Here is a 12,913-nt window from a genome sequence, read left to right on the forward strand (position 1 = left end):
AGATGATGCAGGCATCGTTATTTAGTGTTTTTACCATGGAGGTTGTATCGATGCCTTTCTTCGTACTCTTTCTGTTTTCCCGGATTCCATTGTTTCACGTGTCCGAAATAACCGGTGACCCTTGATACATGATCTATTGCAGGTTTATTGCAAATTGGACATTCAAGATTCATTCCACGGGTCACATGCCTGTTCTCACAGACAGAGAAGTCAGGTGAGAAGCAGAAGTATGCAAGGTCCGTTTCGGAGAGCTTCTGTATCAGTTCGCTCATTCCTTCGGGGTCAGGGAAACTTTCTCCCATCCAGATGTGACTGATAGTTCCTCCGGTAAAATAGGGATGGAACCCGGATTCTATCTTTATTTTCTCTGCAAGGGATATTCTTGAGCTGTAGGGTACATGTGTGGAATTGGTATAATATGCATCACGGCTGCTTCCCTGGACATGTGCTTTTTCACCGAATGAAGACCTGTCAAGCATGGCAAGCCTGTGTGCGGTACTCTCTGCAGGGGTCTGTTCGAAGGTGTATTCAATTCCGTCTTCCCTTGAGTATGTCTCTATCTTTGCAAGCATGTGGCGGATCATCTTCATTCCCAGTTCATGTTGCTCTATCAGCCCTTCTCCTGTAAGGTTTAGCAGGCATTCATTAAGTCCGACCACACCAAAGGTCAGATGTCGTGAATCAAGATCGAAATACGGCAGGTCATTTTCGGTTCTCTGCAAAAGCCAGGGCAGTATCTTCCATTCATACAACGATCTCCTGACGATCTCCTGTCCTTCGAGCAGGGCTTTCCTTGTTAGATCCAGAACTTCATCCAGGTGATCAAAAAATCCATCGATTCCGTCTGCTTCAAGTGCAACTCCGGGCAGGTTTATCGTTACTATCTTGTTGGAGCCGCTTCCCATCCCGCCAGCTGTCCACACACCCCCGGAATGTCTGGCAAGAAGACGGCAACACATGGCCTGCACGGTGTTCTCTTCAAGATAGTCTGTGGTCAGGTTCAGGAAATATGGAGCACCTGTGGAAGAAGTGGCATACATCGTTTTTTTCCATAATGGATCTTCAAGGTCGAGGTCCTTTGTTATGGCGGTGGTGATCAGCGGGAATGTAAATGGTAGTCCGTCAGCATCACCTTTTGCTGCGATCTCCATAAAGGCACCGTAGATGGCACGTGCTTCTTTTTCAAAATCCGAGTATGTCCTGTCGATGAACCTGCCACCATGGACCGCAGGCTCATTTGCAAGGGATGAAGGGCAGTTGATACGAAGTCCGATGTTGGTGAATGCACTCTGTGCACCGATACGGTTGGATTGGTTCATCTGGAACATGAATCCCTGTACTATCTGGAGAAGTTGCTCTTCATCGATGTCCGAATAGTGAAGATGTGGTGCAAGCAGCCAGTTGAACATATCAATAGCCTGCGCTCCTGCAAAGAACTGCTGGGAATGCAGCATGAAGGACATCGCATGGAACATGGCGGCATTGAACTGTTTTGCAGGAGCGCTTCTGGAGTCCGGGAACTTCAGTCCGTCCATGAGGAATATCCTGCCATCGATACCATTGCAGTAAGGCTTGAAAGGTTCACTCAGGTCGTGTATGTGTATAATGCCTCTGATATGCGCATTGGCAACATCGTTCGAGTATAGTTTTTCAAGTGCGTATCTTTTCTTGAGCTGTGATGAAATATGCATGTCAATGACAGAAGGGCTAAGTCGGGTGTTTGCGTTCTCCCTGATCAGCCAGTTCTTGTCATAGAGGACATCATCTATCAGTTCATCAGTATCCTTAAAATCAAGACGATCGATCTCATCTTTACCTGTAGTCCCACTCATGACTAAATATTTGGAAGTCAATATTTAAATATCTATTCAGAAGGACTGAAGAAAGGCAGATCAAAGTACAAAGATGAGATCTGATAAAATATAATGAAATAATATGCAAAAAGGTTTCAGAAGGCACGTTTTGGATGGCAAAGGACCATCACTAAAGAATGCCTTCCTTCAGGTTATTATTTTACGAATTCTTCAACAGCGTCAACGATCTTATTGAAGGTCTTGTACCACTCAGAATCGCCTTTGATGTCCTCGTGAACCTTTCCACTGTCACTCGTGGCTGCAACTTCTGTCTCTATAGGCAATGTACCAAGTACTTCCACTCCAAAGTCCTCTGCTGCCCTTGAGACTCCGCCTGAACCGAATACGTGGATCATCTCATTACAATGTGGGCAGACAATTCCACTCATGTTCTCCACCATTCCAATTACAGGTACTTCTAGCATTTTTGCGAAGTTGAGCGACTTCCTGACACTTGTAAGTGCAACGTCCTGCGGTGTTGTGACCACGACAGTACCATCAAGGTTTCCAATGAGTTGTGCAATGCTCAGTGGTTCATCTCCTGTTCCCGGAGGCAGGTCGATGATCAGATAGTCCAGTACACCCCAGTCAACTTCTTCCAGGAATTGCTTGATAGCACCCATCTTTGCAGGACCACGCCAGATCACCGGGGAATCATCGCTATCGAGGAGAAGTCCTACGGACATCACTTTCAGGTTATCGTTGACCTTTACAGGAATGATGCCCTTTTCTCCTACAGTTGGCCTCTGGCCTTTCACACCGAACATCGTTGGGATGGTCGGGCCGTGTATATCGCTGTCAAGAAGACCTACTTTATATCCACGGTCTGCAAGTGTGGCAGCAAGGTTGGCGGAGACGGTGCTTTTTCCCACGCCGCCCTTTCCGCTCATGACCATGATCTTCTTCTTTATACCTCTAAGATTGGTTACGAGCTTTGGTTCTTCTGGCTTTGTGCTAAGCAGACTTTCCGGTGATTGGATATTGGATGCCATTTTAAATCTCCTTTGATCTTGTTGTTGATTTACCAGAGGTCAGTTCGATCCCTTCTGGTCTTTGATGCTGACATAGTTTCCGCCCTTGATCTCTATTGCTTTGCCTGTGGTCAATGCAAATGCTATCTTCTTTCTTGCACTCTTAAGGTCTTCCCAGAATGCACGTCTTGATATTCCCATCTGCGTGGCTGCTTCCTGCTGCTGCAGTCCTTCGAAGTCCACAAGTCTTAATGCTTCCAGCTCTTCCACTGCAACAGAGACTACCTCAAGCTCCGAAAGCGCAACTCCACGTGGCTTAAAATAAAATCCTTCCGGGTTACATTTGACCCTTCTGGGGCTTTTTGGTCTTCCTCTGCATGTCATAACATCGTATCTCCTCATATGTTAACTTATATATAAGCAATTCCCACAATGTTTTTATATTTATTCTCATGTGTTTAAAATCATTTTTTTAATTACATATCCGGCTCCATTGTTTTCCAAAAAATAACAATAGAGGTCCAATAAGCAAAAGGCTATTATGTATTTTCACAGTTAATGTATTAGAATTCATTGAGGAGACACTGTATATGAATAAGGACATGCTGATGTGGGACGAGACCCTGTTCAGGGATGGTAGTGTTCTTGAACTGGATCATCTTCCTGACCATTTCTCGCACCGTGAAACACAGATGCAATCCCTTATGTACAGTCTGCGCCCTGCTCTTCGGGGAATGCGTCCTATCAACAGCCTTCTCAGTGGTCCGCCGGGTACCGGAAAGACCACTACGGTCATGAAGGTTTTCGGGGAGATGAAAAAACACGCGGGAAACGTGGTTTTCGTAAAGGTTAACTGCCAGATGGACTCCACGAAGTTCGCTGTTATTGCAAGGATCTACAAGGCACTTTTCAAAGTATCTCCTCCTGCATCAGGAGTTGCATTCAGGAAACTTTTTGAAAAGGTAATGAACTTCCTTATTGAGAATGAGAAGACGCTGGTCGTCTGCCTTGATGATATCAATTATCTTTACCATGAAGGAAATGCTGACGATGTCATGTATTCTATGCTCAGGGCCCATGAACAGTTCCCGGGAGCAAAGGTGGGTGTGATCGCTATCGTAAGTGATACCGGGAAGCTCTACCAGTTCGATCCAAAGGTGAACTCGGTGTTCCTGCCGGAAGAGGTCGCTTTCCCAAGATATGGATCTGATGAACTCCAGGATATCCTTGGCAGGAGGATCGATCTTGCATTCTATCCTAATGTCGTATCGGATGAAGTAAAGGATGCTATTGTGGAATACGTTGATATGACCGGTGACCTCCGTGTGGGTATCGATCTTCTGAAACGTTCAGGCCTGAATGCCGAAAGGCGAGCCAGTAGGACAATATCTGTTGAAGATGTGGAAAGTGCATATGAAAGATCCCGTTTACTACATCTTGGAAGGAGCATTATGTCTCTCACACCTGATGAGCGAACACTTTTAGGGCTTATCGCAAAGCAAAGGGAGTGTCAGACCGGTGATCTCTACAAGCTTTTCCATGAACAGACAGGTCTTGGATACACTCGTTTCTATGATATGGTCAACAAACTCAATGATGCACGCTATGTTAGCACTGATTTTTCCGGCAAAGGTACTCGTGGTCGTACTCGTATCGTGAAACCAAGATACCAGCCGGAAGATATTCTCAAGTGCCTTGAATGAGGGGGTAGAACGTTGGAGACAAGGACCAAAGTATGGCTGACAGAGGATGGGAAACATATAATCGGCGCCGGCAAGGTACATTTGCTCAAAGCCATTGATGAAGAACGTTCTTTAAGTAAAGCATGTAAAAAACTCGGAATGTCTTACAAACATGCCTGGCTTATCCTGAAGAAAATGAATGAACGGGGGGACCAGGAGGTCGTGTACACTGTCAGGGGTGGAAAGGACCAGGGTACTTTCCTGACCGAGTATGGTAAACAACTGATCGATGAATATGAGTCAAGTCGTTCTTATCTTGATGAAACGATTGGTGATGACACCTCCTGGGAGAACATTGCCTTCAAACTGTCTGCCCGGAATAAATTGATCGGAAGGGTGGTGGAAGTTGAGAAAGGCGACATTGTCTCTAAGGTGAAGATCGAGGTGGATCCTGCAGTCCTGACATCCATTGTAACAGCAGAAGCTGTGGACAGGCTCGATGTAAAGGAAGGGGATGAGTTGTTTGCTATCATCAAATCCACTGAGGTCATGCTGGCAAAACCGTCCCGGGTACCGGATGAAAATGAGGATGATTAAATGGCTTCTATCAATATTATGTCATGGAATGTGAATGGTTTAAGATCCATGGTGAAGAAAGGTTTTCTGGAATGGGTAGCTGAATCCCAGCCTGATATTCTCTGTCTTCAGGAGACCAAAGCACAGGAAAGGCAGCTTCCTACAAATCTGCGACATATCGATAGTTATATTCCTTATTTCTTTTCAGCAGAACGGAAAGGTTACAGCGGTGTTGCGGTCTATACGAAATTACCTCCGGTAAATGTTGAATATGGTCTCGGAGAGATACGTTTTGACGTTGAGGGCAGGACTCTTATTGCAGAATATGAGGATTTCATTCTTTTCAACATATATTTCCCCAATGGAAAGGCTTCTGATGAGAGACTCCAGTATAAGATGGACTTCTATGATGCATTTATGGAACGTGCGGACGGGTTCAGGGACGAAGGCAAGGATATTATCGTATGTGGGGATGTGAACACCGCCCACAAAGAGATCGATCTTGCACGACCCAAACAGAATGAGAAGTCATCCGGTTTCCTTCCTCAGGAGAGGGAGTGGATAGATACGTTCCTGGATCATGGTTATCTTGATACTTTACGTATGTTCGACCAGGGAGCAGAAAAGTACACCTGGTGGGATCTGAAGACACGTGCAAGAGATCGCAATGTTGGTTGGAGGATAGACTACTTCTTTGCAAGTGAGAGCTTGAGGGATCGGATCACTTCAGCTTATATACTACCGGAAGTTATGGGTTCTGACCACTGTCCAATTGGGATCGAGTTAGATATTGGTCAATAATTGTTTTGAAATATTTGTTGACAGCCAAGGCTGTGTAGCTTTTGCTATCCAAAAAGATGTAGGGAATTATATTGTGAGATATAGTAAGTGAGAAATTGTACTTATAAAAAAGAATTGTCGGGCGCAGGATGCGCCCTAATGTTTTGTATTTTTTGATTTACATCATTGGAGGCATACCGCCCATTCCGCCAGGCATACCGCCTTCTGGCATTGGTGGTGCTCTGGTGGATGCAATGATGTCGTCGATCCTGAGGATCATGACTGATGATTCTGCTGCTGCGTTTATTGCCTGGGTCTTTATCCTGAGTGGCTCAACAACGCCGTTCTCCCACATGTCGATGACAGTGCCGGTGTAGACGTTAAGACCAGCGGTCTTTGTGCCTTTCTCATGGTGTGAGCGCAGTTCAACAAGCATGTCTATTGGGTCAAGACCTGCGTTCTCTGCAAGTGTCCTTGGGATGATCTCGAGTGCTTCTGCAAATGCCTTGACTGCGAGCTGTTCCCTTCCGCTCAAGGTTGCTGCGTACTCGTTGAGTCTGAGTGCGACCTCTACTTCAGTTGCTCCGCCACCAGCGACGAGCTGTTCATCTTCGATAGCAACAGCGACTACACGGAGTGCATCCACGAGTGCTCTCTCAATGTTGTCGATAACGTGCTCTGTACCGCCACGGAGGAGGATTGAAACGGACTTTGGATTGACACAGCCGGTGATGAAGGTCATGTTGTCGCCACCGATCTTTTTCTCTTCGACAAGTTCTGCCTGTCCAAGATCGTCTGCGTTCATCTCTTCGATGTTGGTAACAAGTTTTGCACCTGTGGAGCGGACAAGTTTTTCCATGTCGCTCTTCTTGACACGCCTGACTGCAAAGAGACCTGCCTTTGCAAGGAAGTGCTGTGCCATGTCATCGATACCTTTCTGGCAGAATACGACGTTTGCACCACTGTCGGTAATGCTCTGTACAAGGTTTCTGAGCATTGATTCTTCCTGATCAAGGAATGACTGGAGCTGGTCAGGGGATGTGATGGAGATCTCTGCATCGACCTCTGTTTCCTTAAGTTCGATAGCACTGTTAAGAAGTGCGATCTTTGCACCTTCTACCTTCTTTGGCATGTTGGCGTGTACCCTTTCCTTATCAAGGATCATACCTTCAATGAGCTCAGAGTCATCGATACGTCCGCCGACCTTCTTCTCGATCTTTACGTTCTCGATCTCGACCTTGTTTCCGTCGTCCTGGTCGACGATGCTGGTGATAGCGTCTACAGCGATCTTGGAAAGTACTTCCTTTGATGCTTCTGCGCCTTTACCGGTCATTGCAGTGTCAGATATCTTGGTAAGGAGCTCTTTGTTGTCGCTTGTGATATGTTTTGCAAGTGTTTTTAGGATATCTCCTGCTTTTGTGGAGGCCATCCTGTAACCTGCTGCGATGATCGTTGGGTGGACGTCCTGCTCGATCATTTCTTCTGCTTTCTTGAGGAGTTCACCTGCAAAGACAGCTGCAGTTGTTGTACCATCTCCGACTTCATCGTCCTGTGTCTTTGCGACCTCGACGATCATTTTTGCAGCTGGGTGCTCAATGTCCATCTCTTTGAGGATGGTTGCACCATCGTTGGTGATAACTACATCTCCAAGGGAGTCTACAAGCATCTTGTCCATACCTTTTGGACCAAGTGTTGTTCTTACTGCTTCAGCAACTGCCTTTGCTGCCATGATGTTGTTGCTCTGGGCATCCCTGCCTCTAGTTCTCTGGCTACCTTCTCTTAAAATGAAGATAGGCTGTCCTGCCATCTGTCCTGCCATATATTTTAACCTCCTATATTAAACATAGATCAATATAACTACCTGTGTCTCAGGTCGTTTTTACATGTTTGTAGTTCTATATATAATTTTCTGATATCAGGTTTTTTCCATACCTAATTTCCAGGTGATCCATGAGTAAGCTTGTGACCTAATACTGTCCATCTGCCAAAAGCACAAGCTATCCGGTTAATAGTGTCGATGTTTCATTCAATTCAAAAAAAGATAGCTGGTCTCTTTCAAAGAGACCTTTCTTAATAAAGGACTGTTCTTACAGTCCTGAAAAAGAGATACTTAGCTGGCAATGGCCTTTGGTGATCTCTTAAGGAAACGCCTCTTTGCGCCGCCGGAGGTGTATCTCTGTGCAGGTCCTGGGTGTGCCTTTGCTCCAAAAGCTTTCTGCACTTTGATGACCCTTCCCTTTCTTCCTTTGACCTTTACCCATTCAATGCTGCCTGTTTTACCCATTATCAATCCTCGTTATGATTTTATGTTAATATTAGTTTTAAGGCCCTGATGGCCTCTGATATCTATTATATTTGTAATTGGCACAAATGTGGATATTTGTGACCTGATTAATACAATGTTATAGGTTCCCTTTAGATGTAATGTTTATAGTTAAAGTTTACGGAACTTATGATGTGTGAAGAATGATCATTTCAGGTCAGCAAATTGAGCAATTGAATATAAAAAATAAACAAATATATCTATGTTCCTGTACATTTGTTTCACATGACCCTTGAGCCGGTTCACATTAAAGCCATTTCCAGTATGGTATCCCGTATCGATAGTTTATCGGAGGACGATGATCCGGAAAAGGCACCTGAGCTTTTTGAACTTCTCAGTGAGCTGGAATATGATGGTAAGGTCGTTCTCAAGGCACTCGGGAAACTATTCCGTGCAAAAGCGGACATCGACCGGATGTCTCTTGCAAAAGACCCCTTTGAGAAGACCTATTCCTGTGATAGTGGCAGTACTAATCCGATATCCTTCAACAGCGGGCTGTATGTGGACCTTTGCCATTGCAGTATTGCTTCAACACCTACGGATATCGATCTTCATTCAAAATGGACCATGGTAATGTCAACGTACTCACCAGGTACGGGCATGGTCATCGATACAACAGGGGGCTGGGAGCACTTTGATGAAAATGAGGGTCGTGCATCCATTGTAAAGATAAGGCCCGGACTGCTCAAGAAAAGGGTTGACCGGATGGTGCATAACATTGCATTGTACCTTTCAGAATCAGAACACATACTCTGGCTCATGGAAAAGTTCGATGAAGATGGCTTTTTCATAATGGATGGCCCTATTTATCCAAAACAACTGATGTACTGGATGGTCGTGGAATCCGATGATGTGCAGATAAGGGATGATGACAATGCAAAACGGATCCTGCAGAACTATGTGGATATCATGGACCATCACATTGCTAACAGAAGACCTCTCATTGGCTTTGTGAAAAATCCGGAGGATATGCAGACAATGATAACCCTCCGGAAAAAATATGCTATGGGCGATCTTCCCTGGTTGAGGGATTCACAGTTCTTCAAGAACGTGCTCTCGCCGGGAAAGGACGAAGGAAAAGGTAGCAGATGGATAACCTACACCAACTGGTTCCTGCAGCCCAATCAGTTCTATGAGAATATCATGGACAGCACTTCCCTTGTGCTGGATCTGGACCTAAAGCATGAGTTTCCCAAAGAGGACTATGCGATCACATTTTTCATGATCTTTGTTCCTTCCATTGATGTTCTTTTCAAGATCGAATCTCCTTATGGGATAACAAAGGATGAGCAGATGCGGGATATGATCACGAGGAAAGTTCTGCACGATATTGCTGTGAATGGCATCCCGATGACGCTTTCAAAGGCAGATTCCCTTGCGAAGATAAGGATCTCTGAGAAAAAGCTGATCAAAGGTATGTTCAAAGGGCAGAAGATCGATACTATTTACAATGATGTGAGATGGGGTGAATCAATAGATGATCAATGATACAGACTTATTGGCTTATGCGTCAGACAGCGATTTTGATGATGATACACATGGATCGTCGGATAACACGGGTTCTGAAAAGGAACTCGAATTCGAAGAGTACGATGTTGGGGGGTCGTTCGATCTGAATGCCGGAGGTGCAGAGAATGCCTTTGGTATCATAACAACCGGTTTTGATCCCCTCGAGGTCACCGAATCCGGCTCAAGGATCGCAGGCTACATCACTACGGATCACAGGTCACAGGTGCGGCTGGGCACATATGTTATAGTACCTTATGAGGACGAGCACCTCTTTGCACGTATCTGGAAACTCCAGTACCAGCAGCAGTTCGAAGTGGATGATGCTACCGAGATACATTCACGCAGGATGCTCAGGAGCAACACCACCGCAGAGCTGGATTACAAGTTCCTTGCCTACCTTGATCCGATATGCATCCTGTATGAACATGTACCTGGGGATGGATCCTCCCTTATGCGTCGTATGGCAGACCGTATCCCAAGGCCTAACACTCCGATATTGCCGGTAACTGAAAAACTGAAGATCCAGACCGGCCTGAACATTCCTCGCGAAGGTATCTTCCTTGGTCATCTGAGCGTAGGCGGAGAACTGGTGCGAACCCATGCATCACCACCGACCGTGCCTTACTACCTGAGGAATGATTACTCCATGGGCGATCCGTTGATATTCAGGCATATACTGGTCTGTGGTAGTACCGGTACAGGCAAGACCTTCCTCACAAAGAACATCCTGCGCCAGTTCATGAGCGAGGACAACAGATATCAGGTGCGTGACAACGGCGATGGTGTAAAAAAGAACAAGAACCCGTGTCTTGTGATAATGGACCCTCAGGATGAGTATTCCCAGCTTCTGGAGGATAATTCTGAGCTTATCTCTTCTGATGAACATAATATGAACTCCGAAAGTGTCAGGTTTGGTGGTGTCCCTTCAACAAAGACCTTTGTGGCAAGGGTGGATGGTCAAACCTACAATGGCAGATCACGTGCCGAGCAGGCTGAATTTACAATACCTTTCGAGATGGTCAGGAGCAATTCCTGGCTGATCGCTGCAGCAGGACTTACCGAACTTCAGGGAATCGCTCTTGAACTTCTGCTTGAGGACTACTTCAAAAGACCCGGCACGCATACGTACAATGGTTTTATCGAGCACATCGATGATGCAGGTGTGAGGGGTACTTATGTTGACAACGGTAAGATCCACGAAGCATCCTATGATGGAATTGTAAGGAAGGTCAGGAATCAGGCTTTCAGAAGGGTCTTCGACCAGCCTGCAACCCCTATCACCGAAATGCTTGCTGATATCTTCAAAGCAGGGCAGATCTGTGTGTTCCCTACTGAGTATATTTCGAACACCAGGATACGGGATCTTATCACACTGACCCTCATGACCGTTGTTGTGGACAACAAATTGAACACTTCAGGCGATGCACTGGTCAAGGAAACGCCCATGATCCTTGTGCTGGATGAAGCACACAGGTATCTTTCGAAGGGTGCAGGAGAACACTCAAAGCGCATCATCTCCAAGTTCGCGGATGCAGCCCGTCAGGGGCGTAAGGAAGGCCTGGGTCTGTTCCTTATCACACAGGACCCTCAGGATATAGATGAAACTGTGTTCAAGCAGGTTAATAGTCGTGTGATCCTCAATCTTTCCAATGATGCAGCAATAAGTGCAATGAAGGTCAAAAAGGAATACGAAAAGCGTATCCCATATCTCAAGAAGGGGCAAATGATAATTCAAAGTCCTGATAACAGCGATGTTGTAGAGGTCATAGGACTTTCAAAGTGTGTTGTAAAGCACGTCTGAAAAAAGCATTTGAGGGAGTGGATTCCCTCTCTTCCGATACGTATATATATTGGTACTACGTATGGGAGCAACTACTCACACATGCGTTGGGCCGGTAGCTTAGTCAGGCAGAGCGATGGACTCTTAATCCATCGGCCGAGGGTTCAAATCCCTTCCGGCCCGCTTTCAATTCATGTGATCTTTTCTGTATCTATATTTTCTGTGAATCTATACATTTTATGTACCTGTATGGGTTATGTATCGTTCATACTGATACTAGTGTATAATATCGAATGTTATCTGTCATTTTAAGGTGAGAACAATGCCAAAAGTAAGTGTTGATATTCCACAGGAACTTCTTGATGATCTTAACGAACATGTTGGGAATGATAAGAAGTTCGTTAGCCAGTCCGATGCTATTAGAACGGCCATTCGCAAAATGCTTGACATGATGGATAACATAGACAGGCGTCACGGAAGGCTTGAGCAGGATAAGTCCTGATGACTTTATGATATGTATGATATGGTTTTGAGGTTAGCCTCATTATATGGCTTTATAATTTTCTTATGATCAGCTTTATGCCGATCAACGAAAAGAGGATGAAAAAGTACGGATCTAAAATAAGCATGGTGTAATTATGCTTAATTTTGGATCAAAGTCCCTTCAGAAAATTAAGGCTTTCTCTTCCTTCTTCCAGATCGCTCATCTCGGTGACGAGCCTGCCTTTGTAATTTGACAATCCTTTTTTCACAGATTCCCAGTTGACGGTGCCTCTGCCTGTTGGAAGATGTTCGTCCCTTTTACCCATGTTGTCATGCAGGTGCACATGTAGTATCCTGTCACTGCATTTTTCAAGAAAACCCTCAACATGTCCTGTTGTGTTCGCATGTCCTATATCCAGCGTCATTCCTACATTGTCACGGTCAACATCATCCAGCATCCTGAGCATTTCATCAGGCTCCCTGCCAAATATCATCGGGAAATCCGGCATGTTCTCCACAGCAATGGAGATCCCGTATTCTTCAGCAGTATCGCATAGTTCCTGTATGGAACGAATATTTGTGTCCCATGCACGATCCGGTACCTTCTGTCCATATGGTGAAAGGTATCCGGGGTGTACGACTGCAAGTTCCACAAATTCAGAAGCCAGAGGTAGGTAATTCTTCATTTGCCTGAGAACTTCCCTGTGTATACCGGGATTAAGACCAGCGAGGTTCATGTCAGAGAACGGCATGTGCAAGGTGAGTACAAGATTGGTAGTATCAAGCACTTCCTGAACCTTTGACAGGTTATCTTCGCTGAGACACTGGGTGCCTTCCTGTACCATTTCCCAGCCTGTGAAGCCTATGTCCTCAAGTTGATAGACCCAGGGGAGCGGGTCCTCACGGACTGCATTTGATGAGAAACTTAATCTGCTGATATCCATGCTATCTACTTC

The 12,913-nt window shown here is 45.5% G+C and carries 12 protein-coding genes and 1 tRNA gene; 7 read left to right on the plus strand and 6 right to left on the minus strand.

Features of this window, described 5'->3' with window-relative positions:
- Nucleotides 1-17 precede the first annotated feature (17 nt).
- From nrdD to BMX02_RS04650, 3 genes are all read right to left on the minus strand, one after another.
- Nucleotides 18-1,832 (minus strand): anaerobic ribonucleoside-triphosphate reductase, encoded by a 1,815-nt coding sequence (gene nrdD, locus BMX02_RS04640; protein WP_091689526.1) that lies wholly within the window; start codon nt 1,830-1,832, stop codon nt 18-20.
- 176 nt (nt 1,833-2,008) lie between these two features.
- Nucleotides 2,009-2,845 (minus strand): Mrp/NBP35 family ATP-binding protein, encoded by an 837-nt coding sequence (locus BMX02_RS04645; protein ID WP_091689527.1) that lies wholly within the window; start codon nt 2,843-2,845, stop codon nt 2,009-2,011.
- A 39-nt stretch (nt 2,846-2,884) separates the two neighbouring features.
- On the minus strand, nt 2,885-3,208 hold the full coding sequence (locus BMX02_RS04650; protein WP_371413332.1) for a DUF134 domain-containing protein: 324 nt from the start codon (nt 3,206-3,208) through the stop codon (nt 2,885-2,887).
- A 206-nt stretch (nt 3,209-3,414) separates the two neighbouring features.
- Between BMX02_RS04650 and BMX02_RS04655 the strand changes: the two genes are divergently transcribed.
- From BMX02_RS04655 to BMX02_RS04665, 3 genes are read left to right on the plus strand one after another with little or no spacing between them, the layout of a single operon-like run.
- Nucleotides 3,415-4,527 carry an ORC1-type DNA replication protein gene (locus BMX02_RS04655; protein WP_091689529.1) on the plus strand — a complete coding sequence of 371 codons (1,113 nt, stop codon included), beginning with the start codon at nt 3,415-3,417 and terminating at the stop codon, nt 4,525-4,527.
- A gap of 12 nt (nt 4,528-4,539) precedes the next feature.
- Nucleotides 4,540-5,103 carry a molybdenum-dependent transcriptional regulator gene (locus tag BMX02_RS04660; protein WP_091689530.1) on the plus strand — a complete coding sequence of 188 codons (564 nt, stop codon included), beginning with the start codon at nt 4,540-4,542 and terminating at the stop codon, nt 5,101-5,103.
- Complete coding sequence (locus tag BMX02_RS04665) at nt 5,104-5,883, plus strand: exodeoxyribonuclease III (protein WP_091689531.1); 780 nt, start codon at nt 5,104-5,106, stop codon at nt 5,881-5,883.
- A 157-nt stretch (nt 5,884-6,040) separates the two neighbouring features.
- On the opposite strand, the gene thsA is transcribed toward BMX02_RS04665, so the two are convergent.
- Together thsA and BMX02_RS11815 are read right to left on the minus strand one after the other, a co-directional pair.
- On the minus strand, nt 6,041-7,681 hold the full coding sequence (gene thsA, locus BMX02_RS04670; RefSeq protein WP_177165249.1) for a thermosome subunit alpha: 1,641 nt from the start codon (nt 7,679-7,681) through the stop codon (nt 6,041-6,043).
- A gap of 291 nt (nt 7,682-7,972) precedes the next feature.
- Nucleotides 7,973-8,146 carry a DUF5350 domain-containing protein gene (locus BMX02_RS11815; RefSeq protein WP_167879246.1) on the minus strand — a complete coding sequence of 58 codons (174 nt, stop codon included), beginning with the start codon at nt 8,144-8,146 and terminating at the stop codon, nt 7,973-7,975.
- Between the two features lie 264 nt (nt 8,147-8,410).
- On the opposite strand from BMX02_RS11815, the gene BMX02_RS04675 reads away from it, so the two are divergent.
- The 4 genes from BMX02_RS04675 to BMX02_RS04690 all read left to right on the plus strand — a co-directional run bounded on the left by BMX02_RS04675 (nt 8,411) and on the right by BMX02_RS04690 (nt 11,976).
- Nucleotides 8,411-9,673 (plus strand): DNA double-strand break repair nuclease NurA, encoded by a 1,263-nt coding sequence (locus BMX02_RS04675; protein ID WP_091689532.1) that lies wholly within the window; start codon nt 8,411-8,413, stop codon nt 9,671-9,673.
- The gene (locus tag BMX02_RS04680) at nt 9,663-11,495 is read left to right on the plus strand and encodes an ATP-binding protein (protein WP_091689533.1); all 1,833 of its coding nucleotides are present in this window, start codon (nt 9,663-9,665) and stop codon (nt 11,493-11,495) included. Before BMX02_RS04675 ends, BMX02_RS04680 begins: the two co-directional genes overlap by 11 nt.
- A gap of 88 nt (nt 11,496-11,583) precedes the next feature.
- Nucleotides 11,584-11,657 (plus strand) — tRNA-Lys (locus tag BMX02_RS04685).
- A 139-nt stretch (nt 11,658-11,796) separates the two neighbouring features.
- A complete protein-coding gene (locus BMX02_RS04690; protein ID WP_091689534.1) occupies nt 11,797-11,976 on the plus strand; it encodes a ribbon-helix-helix domain-containing protein in 180 nt (59 codons plus the stop codon).
- A gap of 151 nt (nt 11,977-12,127) precedes the next feature.
- Here BMX02_RS04690 and BMX02_RS04695 read toward each other — a convergent pair whose 3' ends face one another.
- Complete coding sequence (locus BMX02_RS04695) at nt 12,128-12,901, minus strand: sugar phosphate isomerase/epimerase family protein (protein WP_091689535.1); 774 nt, start codon at nt 12,899-12,901, stop codon at nt 12,128-12,130.
- Between the last annotated feature and the right edge of the window lie 12 nt (nt 12,902-12,913).

It is taken from the genome of Methanococcoides vulcani (genome assembly GCF_900111645.1).
Lineage (GTDB): Archaea > Halobacteriota > Methanosarcinia > Methanosarcinales > Methanosarcinaceae > Methanococcoides > Methanococcoides vulcani.

Coding starts and splice junctions, on each gene's coding strand:
- BMX02_RS11815 (WP_167879246.1), bottom strand. CDS start 8,146: ATGGGTAAAACAGGCAGCATTGAATGGGTAAAGGTCAAAGGAAGAAAG.
- BMX02_RS04655 (WP_091689529.1), top strand. CDS start 3,415: ATGAATAAGGACATGCTGATGTGGGACGAGACCCTGTTCAGGGATGGT.
- nrdD (WP_091689526.1), bottom strand. CDS start 1,832: ATGAGTGGGACTACAGGTAAAGATGAGATCGATCGTCTTGATTTTAAG.
- BMX02_RS04690 (WP_091689534.1), top strand. CDS start 11,797: ATGCCAAAAGTAAGTGTTGATATTCCACAGGAACTTCTTGATGATCTT.
- BMX02_RS04675 (WP_091689532.1), top strand. CDS start 8,411: ATGACCCTTGAGCCGGTTCACATTAAAGCCATTTCCAGTATGGTATCC.
- BMX02_RS04645 (WP_091689527.1), bottom strand. CDS start 2,845: ATGGCATCCAATATCCAATCACCGGAAAGTCTGCTTAGCACAAAGCCA.
- BMX02_RS04680 (WP_091689533.1), top strand. CDS start 9,663: ATGATCAATGATACAGACTTATTGGCTTATGCGTCAGACAGCGATTTT.
- BMX02_RS04695 (WP_091689535.1), bottom strand. CDS start 12,901: ATGGATATCAGCAGATTAAGTTTCTCATCAAATGCAGTCCGTGAGGAC.
- BMX02_RS04650 (WP_371413332.1), bottom strand. CDS start 3,208: ATGACATGCAGAGGAAGACCAAAAAGCCCCAGAAGGGTCAAATGTAAC.
- thsA (WP_177165249.1), bottom strand. CDS start 7,681: ATGGCAGGACAGATGGCAGGACAGCCTATCTTCATTTTAAGAGAAGGT.
- BMX02_RS04665 (WP_091689531.1), top strand. CDS start 5,104: ATGGCTTCTATCAATATTATGTCATGGAATGTGAATGGTTTAAGATCC.